This window comes from Shewanella sp. SM32 (genome assembly GCF_025654235.1).
GTDB classification, from domain to species: domain Bacteria; phylum Pseudomonadota; class Gammaproteobacteria; order Enterobacterales; family Shewanellaceae; genus Shewanella; species Shewanella oncorhynchi.
Map to the genome: position 1 here is coordinate 1 of NZ_JAKKRO010000001.1, position 12756 is coordinate 12756.

The following is a 12756-nucleotide window of genomic DNA, read 5'->3' on the forward strand; positions in this document are numbered from 1 at the left end:
GCCTCCATAGCAATAAGGCTACCTTCGGGGAATTGTCTAATTTTATCGAGCAGCTTGTTTCTGTTAACCTTTTTGTTACTCATGACAGAGTTATCCATAAGACAAACACAAACTTGAAAAACATTTTTGGCTAAATCGATACCAATAACTTTAATATCCATGATGGAAACCTCCAGAACTATTTGTCAGCTTTAAGCTTGGCATAATACTGCAAGCTTAGGTGCTGAGGCGTCCATCACATCACTACACATCTTCTTACTTTGAGTGGTACAGGTATCGCTAGCCTGCCTTATTATTTGGTAGAGGAGGATATCGTTCAGCACAAACTCACTTTGCTCGTTCCCCAATGGCAATGCTATCCACATGAGTTGTATATGGTTTATGCCAAGCAGAGCCATTACCCAAAGAAGCTGCGCGATTTACAACATAAGCTACAAACTTGGTGCGAAACTCACTCAAAATATGTGGGTTAATGAGTCATACCAATCACATTAAATATCTAATCAGTTCAGAGCCTCACAGGCATTTCAATCCAAGGCGCATTGACGCAGAAATGGTCATTCCCTTTTAAGTCAATGCAACACGGGAGTGGGATGCCTGTGAGGCTCCCGAAGGGCGGGTTTCAACACGCTTTATACTGCGTTTAAGGCTTTCGACAGATCACCACTATGCCTTCAAGCCTTCGCCTTGTCTAAAGCGCGTTGAACTCCCGCTGAATGAACAGATATTTAATACGATTGGTATCAAAGCGTCATCGCATCAAATCTTATCCGGCAGAGGGTGGAGCTTTTAGAATAAAGTGAGGCAGAGTACACTGCCGCGCATTGAATTTTTGTATTTGAATGTAAAGTCGAGCAGGCTTTTACCCATGCAGGCATAAAAAGAGCGGCGATTAACCAAGCGTTATGAACGACGACATTAGTATCTCGCTGCCCTCGCTGATTCATCGAATTGGACGGGAGGCGGTTAAACAAGCTCAAGTGATTGCAACCCAATATGATTGCGAGCTTAAGCGTGTGCGGCGTTCAAGGAATTGGTGCATTGTTGGCGCGGCGATCAAGATCCAATCCTGCTGTGCGCATTTACAAAGTGAGCCATTGCTGGCGCAGCAGTTAACAGCTAAAGATGGCCAGTTTGGTTATCTTATCAAAAAGTTGGAGTCAGCCTTGCTGCAACATGCGGACAAACTTGAACCATTAGACGCTAAGCTGATTCGGCTTATCACAGACAACCCTGCGATTACCTTAGGTGAGTTGATGCAATTGACCCAATGCACAGTCACAGAGGCCAGATTGGCACGTTTTCAAGCCGACTCTTGGTAGTTTGCTTGTTTCGCGTTCTCGCTCTCGCTATGCGCCTCTATTGCTGGGCTGCTTTTTCTAACACTTTTATTTGATTTTCAATTTGCTCGGCTTCAGCGGTCAGCAGTGAGTAGGATCTAATATCGCCTTTTCTCTGGGCATGCATAGCTTGTTCAAGCTTGGCGTTATATTGCTGAGTTAATTTTTTTAAGGGATTTTTCTTAAATATTGAGAACATGGTCATTTCTATTGGATTGGGTATTTGGACTTATATACGTAGGCAATGGGATTTAAGTTTTACTTTTTGAAATTAAAAATCCCACGATCCCACAATCCTTCAATTCCACTGCCATCGGTCTCAGCAAGGCTGAGACCTTATCTTACATTTGCAGCAAACTAATGGGTTGCTATGTCTTATCTAGCTTGCAACCCATTGAAAATATTTTAAATCTTAAACTGACCGACGAGCTTACCTAAGTTAATACCTTCCTGCGACACGGTTTGGCTGACTCTGGCAGCATCTTCGCTGGAATGGAGTAACTCATTCACTATCTCTTGGATGGCGAACACATTACGGTTGATTTCTTCGGTCACAGAGCTTTGTTCCGTGGCAGCAGTCGCAATTTGGGTGCTCATGTCGTTAATTGCCGTGACCGCCGATGTCACTGAGCCTAGGCTTTCAGAAATTGCACGAGATGAGTCTACCGAGCGCACGCAGCTTTGCTGACTTTCTTCCATCGTTTTTACTGCCAGTGCGACAAGCTTGTGCAGTTCAGTTAGCATCTCATTGATTTCCAAAGTGCTTGATTGCGTTCTGCTCGCTAAGTTACGCACTTCATCGGCCACCACGGCAAAGCCTCGGCCCTGTTCTCCGGCGCGGGCCGCTTCGATGGCGGCATTTAATGCTAATAGGTTAGTTTGCTCAGCAATACCGCCAATCACTGATAGCACGTTGTTGATTTTTTTAGACTGTTCGCTCAAGGATTGAATACTGCCCGCCGCATTGTTTATTTGCGCCATGAGTGCCGAAATTTCTTCTAAAGAAGCATCGACGCAGCGCTGGGCATTGGCTACATCGCCAGTGGCAGCATGGGTCGCTTCGGCCACTTGCGTGGTATTTTGCGCTACTTCGCTGGCGGTAGCTGACATTTCAGTAATAGCGGTAACCACTTGATCGGTTTCATTGTTATGGCTGATGAGTTGGCTCGACATAACTTTGGTTTGATCGTGAATCGCGTTGGCGGCGGTTTTAACTTTAGCCGTCGCGTTTGCCACATCGCCTATGATGGTTTGGAGTTTATCGACAAACAGGTTAAAGGATTGACCTAGTTGTGCAATTTCATCTTCACCTTTCACAATAAGACGTTTGGTTAAATCGCCTTCGCCTTTAGCGATATCGTTTAAGTTATTCGCCATATTTTTAATTGGTGCGACCATACGTTGGGCAGTGATCAGAATAACAACGGTAGTAATCGCGGCGAGTAACAGCGCAATTAACAGAATGGCATAGGATTTTTCGATCATCTGCTCAGTGACCGTCGCACGATAATCCTCAACGACAGTGTCGATATCATCGATATAGACTCCCGTGCCTAGCATCCAGTCTGTGCCAGGGATCATCATGGAGTAACCGATTTTTTCAATTTGCTCATTGGTATTGGGTTTTTGAAAGTAGAACGAGAAGTTACCGTCCCCTTTTTTAGCGGCATCGAGTAAACCGACAATGATTTTAGTGCCGCGGGGATCTGTCATATCAATTTTATTTTGCCCTTCGAGGTTAGGCATGACGGCATGGAACAGGTTTTTACCTTGGGAGTCGTAAATAAAGAAGTAACCAGAACTGCCAAAACGGATATCACGTAGCGCTTGGTTTACATTGCCATTTTCTTTTAAAGACAACTGATACTGCACTATTCCTGCGGCAATTTCGGTGGCTTCTTTTATTTGTGTTTTACGTTCACCGATGAGCTTAGTTCTAAAGGTCGTCACTTCATCTGCAAGGGCGTCTTTTTCGACATAGTAAGAAACTGTCATGAGTACGAACAAAGTAAAAATTAAAGGGAATAACGACAACAGCAGTAATTTATTACGTAGGCTGAAATTAGACATGCTTGACGACTCCATGATGAACATCTCTTTTATTGCAGGGCAGTATAGCTAATTTCCCGCATTCTTAAGTGTTTAAGTTAACAAAAATGTAATGGAAATCGATAAAATGCGCGCTGTTGATTTATTCCAAAATCGTTAACTATGCTGTGAATCTAGGCCTTTCTTTTGATCTTTATCAACACTATATGGGCCCAATGCGTTCACTATATTAGCTAAAATTGATGCAAAATTAGCTAGAGCTGGTGCAGGCTGGTGCAAGTAGTGGCGAACAGTAAGGGCTGGGTTGTGACAAATGAAAAGTTGATCCTAACGCTGAAAATCTGCATTAGTGTGGGCATTTGTCTTATTGCGCTGGGTATTTATCTGCATAACTTTAATGAAACCGTTGAGGCTATGGGCGTGCAAGGGATTATTCTCAGCGCCATGTGTGTTGCCTTTGGCATGGCCTTGTCATTACCGACTAAGATGTATTTAACCTTCCTGTTGGTTAAGCGAGAAACTGAAAAACATCCATAATGTGTTTTTGCACAGAGTGTTACTCTGCGACTCATTGGTTTCCTCGCCTTCTTGATACTCAATCTAAGTACTCGCTTAACCCTGCTATTCAACCCACCAAGCTCAGCCGCAAATGGCCTGATTATGGTTTTTAACATAATTAACCCAAGACTAATGGGCCAAAAACACCGATAATTCCCCCTTAATGACTCATTACCAATGACGCGACTTGGTCGATGGGCTGCTACAGACTCGCATATTTAGTGGAAATCATATTCAATGGAAATCAAAGTTAATTTTCTCGACAATCTTAGACTTGAAGCCAAGTTTGATGATTTTACCGTGACCGCCGATCAGCCAATCCGCTACAAAGGTGATGGTTCTGCCCCTAGTCCGTTTGACTATTTCTTAGCGTCGTCAGCCCTGTGTGCGGCCTATTTCGTGAAGGTATATTGCAAAGCCCGTGATATTCCAACGGATAACATTAGACTGTCGCAGAACAATATTGTCGATCCAGAAGATCGCTACAACCAGATTTTCCAAATTCAAGTTGAGTTACCCGATGATATTTCGGAGAAAGATCGCGAAGGTATTTTGCGCTCGATTGACCGTTGTACGGTTAAAAAAGTGGTGCAAACGGGCCCAGAATTTAAAATTGAAACCGTTGAGAACCTAGATTCAGACGCCAATGCCATGTTGATGGGCCAGCCTAATGGCGCATCGAGCACCTTTATTCTGGGTAAAGATCTGCCGCTGGAGCAAACCATTGCCAATATGACGGGCATGCTCGCCGATCTTGGAATGAAGATAGAGATCTCATCATGGCGTAATATCGTGCCGAACGTGTGGTCACTGCACATTCGTGACGCGGCTTCGCCAATGTGTTTCACCAATGGTAAAGGCGCGACCAAAGAAAGCGCGTTGTGCTCGGCACTCGGCGAGTTTATTGAGCGTCTGAATAACAACTTTTTCTATAATGATCAATTCTTTGGGACTGAAATCGCCAATAGCGAATTTGTGCATTATCCCAATGAAAAGTGGTTTGCGTTAGAAGAAGACGATGCGCTGCCAGCGGGTATTCTCGATGACTATTGCTTAGAGATTTATAACCCAGATGACGAGCTGTGCGGCTCGCACTTGATTGATACTAATTCGGGTAATGTTAAGCGCGGCATTTGTGCGATTCCTTACACCCGTAAATCTGACGGTGAAACGGTTTACTTCCCATCGAACCTGATTGAAAACCTGTTCTTAAGCAATGGTATGAGTGCGGGTAATAACCTGCAAGAAGCCCATGTGCAGTGCTTGTCAGAGATTTTTGAGCGCGCTGTAAAACGCCAAATCATTGAGCAAGAAATTGTCTTGCCCGATGTGCCTATGTCTGTACTAGAAAAGTACCCAAGCATCCTCGCGGGCATTAACGGTTTAGAAGAGCAAGGTTTCCCTGTTGTGGTTAAAGATGCCTCACTCGGCGGCCAGTTCCCAGTGATGTGCGTCACCCTGATGAACCCGAAAACTGGCGGTGTATTCGCCTCTTTTGGCGCGCACCCAAGCTTTGAAGTGGCGTTAGAGCGTAGCTTAACTGAATTGCTGCAAGGTCGTAGCTTCGAAGGCTTAAATGATGTGCCAAAACCGACCTTTAACAGTATGGCGGTTAGCGAGCCAGAAAACTTTGTTGAGCACTTTATTGATTCAACAGGAGTGATTTCATGGCGCTTCTTTAGCAGTAAATTTGATTATGAATTCTGCGAATGGGATTTTTCTGGCACTAGCGAAGAAGAAGCTGACGGCCTGTTTGGGATCTTAGAAGCGTTAGGTAAAGAGGTGTATATCGCCGAGTTTACCGATTTAGGCGCATCGGCGTGCCGTATTTTAGTTCCTGATTATTCTGAGATTTATCCAGTTGATGACTTGATTTGGGATAACACCAACAAGGCGCTGGCGTACCGTGAAGATATCTTAAATCTGCATTCGTTAAGCACTAAGCAATTGGCTAATTTGGTCAACCGTTTAGAAGAAAGCCAACTCGATAACTACACGGATATTCGCACCTTAATCGGCATTGTATTTGATGAAAATACCGTGTGGGGAAAACTGACGATTATTGAGCTTAAGATCCTGATTTATTTGGCACTCGGTGCACACGAAGACGCGATTGAGCTGGTCGGTGAGTTCCTGCAGTTTAACGATAATACCGTTAAACGTGGCCTGTTCTACCAAGCCATGAATGCTGTGCTGGAAGTGACCTTAGATGAAGAGTTAGAACTTGATGATTTTATCCATAACTTCAACCGTATGTTCGGTAAAGAAGTGATGGACAACGTCGTTGGCTCAGTCACAGGTAAAGTGCGTTTTTACGGCTTAACTAAGACCAGCATGCAGCTCGAAGGCATCGAGCCGCATCTAAGATTGATTGAAAGCTATAAGAAGCTGCATCAAGCCCGTAAAGCTGCGAAAGACCTGAATTAATTCTGTTATTTGGTATTAGCTTAATGTGTTTAAAAGCGAACCTTTTGGTTCGCTTTTTTGTTTGTTGCTCTTTTGATTCGCGCTTCTTATGAGCACTTGTGGCTATCACTTATTAAGGGCGCTTGTTATTGCTATGTGTGGTTTGAAATGTTCAGTCCGCTTAGGCGGTATTTGATATAACTCGATTTTTACCGTTACGTTTAGCTTGATACAAGGCCGCATCAGCCCGCTTAAGCGTTTCTTCATAGGACTTATCCAATGGTTCGATAGAAGCGACTCCAATGCTTACGGTGGCAAACAAGCCATTGACCGCATATTTTTGCAGTTCAGTGTAAAAGCAATCGCAGAGGTATTCTGCAAATTCAACCGCTTGCGAATGCTCTACCCCAGGTAGGGCAATCACAAATTCATCGCCACCAAAACGATACGCGCTATCGGTTTTTCTAAATTGAGTTCGGCAGGTTTCGGCAATCGCGATGATGATTTGATCGCCAGCATAGTGACCCAACTGATCATTGATGGACTTTAAGTGGTCTAAATCGAGGATCAAGATTGAGGTGGGAATACGGTGGCGCTGAAATATATCGAATTGAAAGGTTAAATCACGTTCTAAGCGGCGACGGTTATACAACCCTGTCAGCTGATCGGTATCGCTTAGCTGACGTAGTTGCAGTTCAAGCTCATGCCGCTTGGAAATATTACTGGCGACCCAAAGCACCACAGGCTCATTATCAACCAGAAAGTCTAGTGCTTGAATGCGTCCCTCAAACCAAATGGGTTGTTCAGGGCCTATATCGGGTAAGCCTTTGACATCTTTATTGCTCAATTCATATTCTTCGATCAGTAATTTTCGGCTGGTTAATGCACTCTCGATAACCTGTAAAAAGTATTTGAGTTTATCAGCCTTTAACACATCGCTAAGATACAAGCCGATTAGGCCACTACCATCGTGGTAATAACGGTCATCTTTACCACCGAAGACGGCAATGTATTTACCACTTTTTGACAGAACAAAAGTAGGATCAGGAAGTGCATCAAGGACTAAAGCCATTTCTTCTATTTTGATCATCGATTAAAATCCCTGTGGAAAATCACCCAACCTTAAGTCCGCGTGTCCAAGTTATCATAGATAAACTACTCTTTGGCGCTTTAGCCGCGAATGCATCCTGCGAACTCATTACAATTTAGCCGCTTTTGTGGGTAACAACAAACCATAACAATATGCCGTACAATTTATTTGTCGTCGCGATTTTACCAAGGCATCAGAGCGTTCGATGGCGCAGAGTTGTATCCCTGTTGAGGCTTAAAACCTAAGCCTTGGTCAGTCGTGATGTCTGAACTTTAGCGTTTGTGCTTATGTTCAAAAAGCTTCATTGCTGTGTTTAGTGGACAGATGATTTTCGAGTAGAATCTAGGGCCTTAATTGTGGTTTTAATTTTACACAGGGATTTATAATGCATACTGCAGATGATTTTATTGAACATTTAGCGCTAGAGCAGCATGTTGAAGGAGGTTATTACCGCTCATCCTATCGTTCAGAAACGGCATTTGATCAGACTCGGGCATTATGGAGCAGTATCTATTTTTTGCTGCGTACGGGAGAGGTTTCCCATTTCCATCGTCTGACAGCTGATGAAATGTGGTATTTCCATGCGGGGCAATCGCTGACGATTTACATGATTGATCCTGATGGGGTGCTAACGACGGCGCAATTAGGGCTTAATTTAGCTGCGGGCGAGCGGCCACAGTTTTTAGTCCCTAAGGGCTGTATCTTTGGTTCAGCCATGAATCAAGATGGTTTTTCATTAGTGGGCTGCATGGTATCGCCTGGTTTTACCTTTGATGATTTTGAGCTGTTTAGCCAACAAACTTTGTTAGCCCAATATCCACAGCATAGTGACATCATCCAACGTCTGAGCCGTTAGGGGAGCGCTAAAGTCAGTTAAATTTAGCCAGTTGATTCGTTAAATGGTAACTTGGTTGACATTGCCTCATTCGGCTAAACCAAGGTCGTTCTGAGTCATTAAATTTGACTCAATAGTAAGATATCCCCGCGACAAGGCTTGTCTATTGGCGTTTAACCACGTAAAACATGCTTTTTGGCGTACCTCTATGTACCAAGTGTTATGGAGTAATTGAATTTGGAACACTTAGTGTGGGAGCTCGATCCTGTATTAATCTCGTTTATGGGACTAAAAATACATTGGTATGGAGTCCTGTTTGCTGTTGCTATTACTGCTGGTTTTCAGGTGATGAAGCGGATTTATATCAAGGAAAATCTCGATCTTGAGTCCCTTGATAATTTACTGATTTATTGTGTGGTTGGCATTATTGTGGGCGCGCGTTTGGCCCATTGTATGTTCTACGATCCGACTTATTACTTTGCTCATCCGCTTAAGATCTTGGCGATTTGGGAAGGCGGACTCGCCAGCCACGGTGGTGGTTTAGGCGCGATTCTGGCCTTGTATTATTACCAACGTAAAGTGAAGCTACCCTTCCTGTTTTTGTTGGACAGACTCGCTATCGCCACTGCCATTTTTGGCTTTTTTGTGCGTATGGCAAACTTCGCCAACTCAGAAATTTTAGGCGATCCTACGACTCAACCTTGGGGCATTATATTTGCCCGTGTCGACATGTTGCCAAGACATCCAGCACAGCTCTATGAGGCTTTCGCTTATTTAGCTATCTTTATTGGTCTGTATGCTTTGTATGAATACACGCAGATTAAACAAAGACATGGGGCTATTTTCGGTCTGTTTCTGGTGTCGGTGTTTAGTGCGCGAATTGCGATTGAGTCGATTAAAGTTAGCCAAGCTGCTTACTCTGAAACTTTCTTAAGTGCGGGACAACTTCTGAGCTTACCGTTTTTAGCCGTAGGTATAGTCTTGTTGTTCTTGGCGTATCGAAAGAAAACCGTTTAAATCTAAATATCAAACGGTTAAAAAAGGCTTTCTATCTAGATAGAAAGCCTTTTTTATGAATTAATCATCAAGTATGACGTTAGGCTGTCTTCACTATATTAGTCACCTGCACCATGGCATCCCGAGCGGAACGGCTCACGCCCGAGAGTTGGAAGAAGCCATGGATGACGCCAAGATAACGACGGCAGTGGGCATTGACGCCCGCCTCTAATAGATTCCTAAATAGCTGTTCACCTTCATCGACGAGTGGATCGAATTCGGCGGTGATGATATGGGTTTCCGGTAAGCCTGCTAAGTCATCACGGCGAAGTGGACTGGCTTCGGCATCGGTTCTGGGGTGCCAATCTAAATACAGATCGAAACCTGTTAGCAAGGTGTCGCGGGTGATGATGTATTTCTCGCCATTGTCGCTATAGCTTTGGCTCTTCGCGGTGGCATCGAGCATAGGATAGATAAGCACTTGTTTCTGTGGCAACCATTGCCCTTTGGCTTTTAAACGCAGGCAAGTGACTAGGGCTAAATGGCCGCCGGCGCTGTCGCCCATTAGGGTGATCTTAGTGTTATCACCGCCCCATTGGTGACAATGTTGATAGATGACTTCTGCGGCATGGCAGGCATCGTCGTGGGCAGCGGGATAAACATGTTCTGGGGCGAGGCGATAGCGAACGGCGATCACCAGTGCGCCAGAATCATTGGCGAGTTTTCGCAGTTGTTGATTATGGGTTTCAACGCCGCCACTGACAAAACAGCCACCATGGTAGTAAATGACGATAGGTAAATTGTCTGCCGCCGAGGGTTTGAACAGAGTTAATTCTGCGCCATCGATGGAAATTGCGCGCACCTCGAACACCTCTTCAGGCTCACCCGCGAGTACAGTGCTGGCGATATAACCTTGCCGACGTTGCTCAATGCTTTGCTCTCGTACCGATGGGCAACCCGCCGCGATAAACTCGCTAACCAATTGTTTAATTCCCTCTTCTAAATAGAGTTGGCTCATTTAATACTCCCTCAATTTTTAGTGCGCTCGGCTGTTCTGCAATGGGCTGAGTTTATCGGCAGCTTAATTGAATTGGTAGCCTAGATTCACACTCAGCCATGAGCTCTATCATGATTGCGGAAATTAACTTTGGTATTAACTTAGTAATGAATACGGTTGCAGTCGGCATCTTTTTCACTATTACAGATTGAGTTGTAGGGTGTCTTGTAAGAAAATTACCAACTTAATTGACTGTCAGGCTTAATGCGCTTAAATGTCCGCCTGATTGTGCGTTCGATAGCGCTTTGATGTCGATTTGTGAAAGTGGGTTTCAGTCTCTTGGCTAAAATATAGGTTGCCAAGATGCAGTTTGAGCGACACATTGAGCCAGCGATCACACTCGTTATTCGTTCTCTATTTGCAGGAATCTTTCGTGGCAAAAGCACCCAAAACATTGCAACAGCGCATGGGCATAGTCGCCCTGACGTGGCCGATTTTTATCGAGACCTTGCTGCAATCTCTGCTTGGGATCAGCGATATCTTTATGCTGAGCCATTATTCCGATAATGCGGTTGCCGCAGTGGGACTCACGACTCAGCTGATGTTCTTCATGATGGTCATGTCCATGATGGTGAGTACGGGCGCGAGTATTTTGATTAGCCAAAGCAATGGGGCAGGCCAACCGCAGCAGGCTGTCGATATCGGGGTGGCGAGTGTCGTATTGAGTTTGGTATTAGCCTTGGTCATGGGTGCATCTATGTTCTTTGGTGCTAAGGGCATTATCGGCTTATTTGCGCTTGAGCACGATGTGGCTGGTTTTGGATATGACTATTTGGTGATTTGCGGCAGCTTGAGCATAGGGCTAGTGATGAACATTGCCTTCGCCGCTATTTTGCGTAGTTACGGCTTTACCCGCTCGGCCATGTTAGTCACCTCGAGCACGGGCTTAATGAACGTGATCGGTAATTATATTGCCCTGTATTCTCCCTTTGACTTGCCTGTTTATGGGGTAACAGGGGTGGCAATTTCTACCGTCACCAGCCAGATCATTGGCGCTGTGATCATGTTGATGGTGATCCGGCATAAGCAAATTCCGCTGCCACTGCAAAGACTTAAGCTTTTACCGCGCAGCACTTATTGGAGTGTGATGCGTATTGGCCTGCTCAATGCTGGCGAGATGCTGTCTTACAATGTGGCTCAGATGACCATCATCTACTTTATCAGCCAGATGGGCACTTTATCGCTCACGGCCTACACCTATGGCTTGAATATTAGCCGTTTTATCTATTGTTTTGCGGTAGCACTCGGGCAAGCGACGCAAATTCAGACCGGATACTATGTAGGTAAACAATGGTTCGATGAAATCACCACTCGGGTGCAACGTTACTGTTTGGTGGGCTTTGTCGCTTCACTGACCATAGTATTAGTCTTCTACTGGCAGCGATTCGTTATTGTCGGCTGGTTGAGTGAAAACGAAGAAGTCATCCAACTGACGGCGTTATTACTGGCAGGTTCCATCGCGCTTGAAACAGGGCGAGTGTTTAATCTGGTGATTATCTCGGCGCTCAAGGGCGCGGGTGATGTGGCGTTCCCTGTGCGTATAGGTCTTTTTAGCATGTGGAGTATTGGGGTATTTTTTGCTTGGTTCTTTGGCTTGCATTTAGGTTATGGCGTGCTTGCTGCTTGGCTTGCCGTTGCGGCAGATGAGTGGGTGCGTGGATTGATTATGGTACACCGTTGGCGCTCGGGTCGCTGGCAGCGTTTTACGCGTATTCCGCCAGTAACCCCAGCTTAAATTGTTCTGATATCAAAAGGTCAACGCTTATTGGTTGCCCCATTTGCCCGATTTCAGTAGTTCATTTTTAAATTGTAGATACCTTGGGTGCCCTTCATAGGTTTCGATTTCCATAGTGCTGTAGGGGGCAAAAATAGCCCCTGGAATTTGGCATCCTCTAGTAAGAACGTCTTCTAATGAGGGCATAAAACATTCTTTAATCGGGTCAAAATGGATTTTATAACTGGCATAGCCGCGCGTAACAAATCTATCGGTTATGGTTTTGAATAGCTGTCCAAAAGGTGTGTCGAGCGTCTCCGGCGTGGAGTAATAAAAGCCTTGTCCGTACCAGTAAAGTAATAAGGCGGTACCCGCGTCACACAGTGGATGTTCGATAATCGCCCTGACCATGTTTGGGTCATGATCGTCCCAATTCAAGTTCCCCGCGACAAAATGCAATTCCTCCATACTTTGTAAGTCACTGATACAGGTGATTTGCGCCGCCGCTTTGCCAAAGTAGGCGCTGTATTCATGTAAAGCGTCATAATCGGGATCGGCGAGTAATTTGGCGAGTAGTTGTTGATTGGCAATACAGCCTAATTCTGCGCATTCATAGGCGCGAATAAATTGTTCTTGTGAGAGTAATTTAGCCAAGGGAATCCTTTCTTTTTATAGAAAACACAGTTTATAAAAAAGACAGCGTCAGCCTTG

General features: G+C 44.9%; 12 protein-coding genes and 1 pseudogene. 7 read left to right on the plus strand and 6 right to left on the minus strand.

The window, feature by feature from the left end; translation table 11 throughout:
* A pseudogene (locus L5M10_RS00005) lies at positions 1-161 on the minus strand (IS110 family transposase); the annotation flags it as partial.
* Between the two features lie 99 nt (positions 162-260).
* Here L5M10_RS00005 and L5M10_RS00010 point away from each other — a divergent pair.
* Both L5M10_RS00010 and L5M10_RS00015 read left to right on the plus strand, forming a co-directional pair.
* Positions 261-473 (plus strand): LysR substrate-binding domain-containing protein, encoded by a 213-nt coding sequence (locus L5M10_RS00010; protein WP_263254608.1) that lies wholly within the window; start codon positions 261-263, stop codon positions 471-473.
* A 432-nt stretch (positions 474-905) separates the two neighbouring features.
* Entirely contained in the window at positions 906-1322 is a 417-nt protein-coding gene (locus L5M10_RS00015) for a ribosome recycling factor family protein (protein WP_212599700.1), read from the plus strand.
* A 37-nt stretch (positions 1323-1359) separates the two neighbouring features.
* Here L5M10_RS00015 and L5M10_RS00020 read toward each other — a convergent pair whose 3' ends face one another.
* Together L5M10_RS00020 and L5M10_RS00025 are read right to left on the minus strand one after the other, a co-directional pair.
* Positions 1360-1539: a DUF6435 family protein gene (locus L5M10_RS00020; protein WP_263200092.1), complete on the minus strand. Its 180-nt coding sequence runs from the start codon at positions 1537-1539 to the stop codon at positions 1360-1362.
* A 206-nt stretch (positions 1540-1745) separates the two neighbouring features.
* Positions 1746-3410, minus strand: a complete 1665-nt coding sequence (locus L5M10_RS00025) for a methyl-accepting chemotaxis protein (RefSeq protein ID WP_105250188.1) — start codon at positions 3408-3410, stop codon at positions 1746-1748.
* Positions 3411-3695: 285 nt separating this feature from the next.
* Between L5M10_RS00025 and L5M10_RS00030 the strand changes: the two genes are divergently transcribed.
* Positions 3696-3926 carry a hypothetical protein gene (locus tag L5M10_RS00030; protein WP_263169463.1) on the plus strand — a complete coding sequence of 77 codons (231 nt, stop codon included), beginning with the start codon at positions 3696-3698 and terminating at the stop codon, positions 3924-3926.
* A 258-nt stretch (positions 3927-4184) separates the two neighbouring features.
* The gene (locus L5M10_RS00035; protein ID WP_263196995.1) at positions 4185-6374 is read left to right on the plus strand and encodes an OsmC domain/YcaO domain-containing protein; all 2190 of its coding nucleotides are present in this window, start codon (positions 4185-4187) and stop codon (positions 6372-6374) included.
* 160 nt (positions 6375-6534) lie between these two features.
* On the opposite strand, the gene L5M10_RS00040 is transcribed toward L5M10_RS00035, so the two are convergent.
* A complete protein-coding gene (locus L5M10_RS00040) occupies positions 6535-7443 on the minus strand; it encodes a GGDEF domain-containing protein (protein ID WP_263196994.1) in 909 nt (302 codons plus the stop codon).
* A gap of 385 nt (positions 7444-7828) precedes the next feature.
* On the opposite strand from L5M10_RS00040, the gene L5M10_RS00045 reads away from it, so the two are divergent.
* Together L5M10_RS00045 and lgt are read left to right on the plus strand one after the other, a co-directional pair.
* Positions 7829-8299, plus strand: a complete 471-nt coding sequence (locus L5M10_RS00045; RefSeq protein WP_173242850.1) for a cupin domain-containing protein — start codon at positions 7829-7831, stop codon at positions 8297-8299.
* Positions 8300-8515: 216 nt separating this feature from the next.
* On the plus strand, positions 8516-9295 hold the full coding sequence (gene lgt, locus L5M10_RS00050; RefSeq protein WP_263197002.1) for a prolipoprotein diacylglyceryl transferase: 780 nt from the start codon (positions 8516-8518) through the stop codon (positions 9293-9295).
* Between the two features lie 79 nt (positions 9296-9374).
* Here the strand turns inward: lgt and L5M10_RS00055 are convergent, their stop codons facing one another.
* Complete coding sequence (locus L5M10_RS00055) at positions 9375-10292, minus strand: alpha/beta hydrolase (RefSeq protein WP_263196993.1); 918 nt, start codon at positions 10290-10292, stop codon at positions 9375-9377.
* A 412-nt stretch (positions 10293-10704) separates the two neighbouring features.
* Between L5M10_RS00055 and L5M10_RS00060 the strand changes: the two genes are divergently transcribed.
* Entirely contained in the window at positions 10705-12066 is a 1362-nt protein-coding gene (locus L5M10_RS00060) for an MATE family efflux transporter (RefSeq protein ID WP_263254609.1), read from the plus strand.
* A 27-nt stretch (positions 12067-12093) separates the two neighbouring features.
* On the opposite strand, the gene L5M10_RS00065 is transcribed toward L5M10_RS00060, so the two are convergent.
* Entirely contained in the window at positions 12094-12699 is a 606-nt protein-coding gene (locus L5M10_RS00065; RefSeq protein WP_263254610.1) for a DUF4274 domain-containing protein, read from the minus strand.
* Between the last annotated feature and the right edge of the window lie 57 nt (positions 12700-12756).

What these genes read in the sequence shown, in the direction of transcription:
- L5M10_RS00015 (WP_212599700.1), top strand. Translation starts at nt 906, where the DNA reads ATGAACGACGACATTAGTATCTCGCTGCCCTCGCTGATTCATCGAATT.
- L5M10_RS00020 (WP_263200092.1), bottom strand. Translation starts at nt 1,539, where the DNA reads ATGTTCTCAATATTTAAGAAAAATCCCTTAAAAAAATTAACTCAGCAA.
- L5M10_RS00025 (WP_105250188.1), bottom strand. Translation starts at nt 3,410, where the DNA reads ATGTCTAATTTCAGCCTACGTAATAAATTACTGCTGTTGTCGTTATTC.
- L5M10_RS00035 (WP_263196995.1), top strand. Translation starts at nt 4,185, where the DNA reads ATGGAAATCAAAGTTAATTTTCTCGACAATCTTAGACTTGAAGCCAAG.
- L5M10_RS00040 (WP_263196994.1), bottom strand. Translation starts at nt 7,443, where the DNA reads ATGATCAAAATAGAAGAAATGGCTTTAGTCCTTGATGCACTTCCTGAT.
- L5M10_RS00045 (WP_173242850.1), top strand. Translation starts at nt 7,829, where the DNA reads ATGCATACTGCAGATGATTTTATTGAACATTTAGCGCTAGAGCAGCAT.
- L5M10_RS00055 (WP_263196993.1), bottom strand. Translation starts at nt 10,292, where the DNA reads ATGAGCCAACTCTATTTAGAAGAGGGAATTAAACAATTGGTTAGCGAG.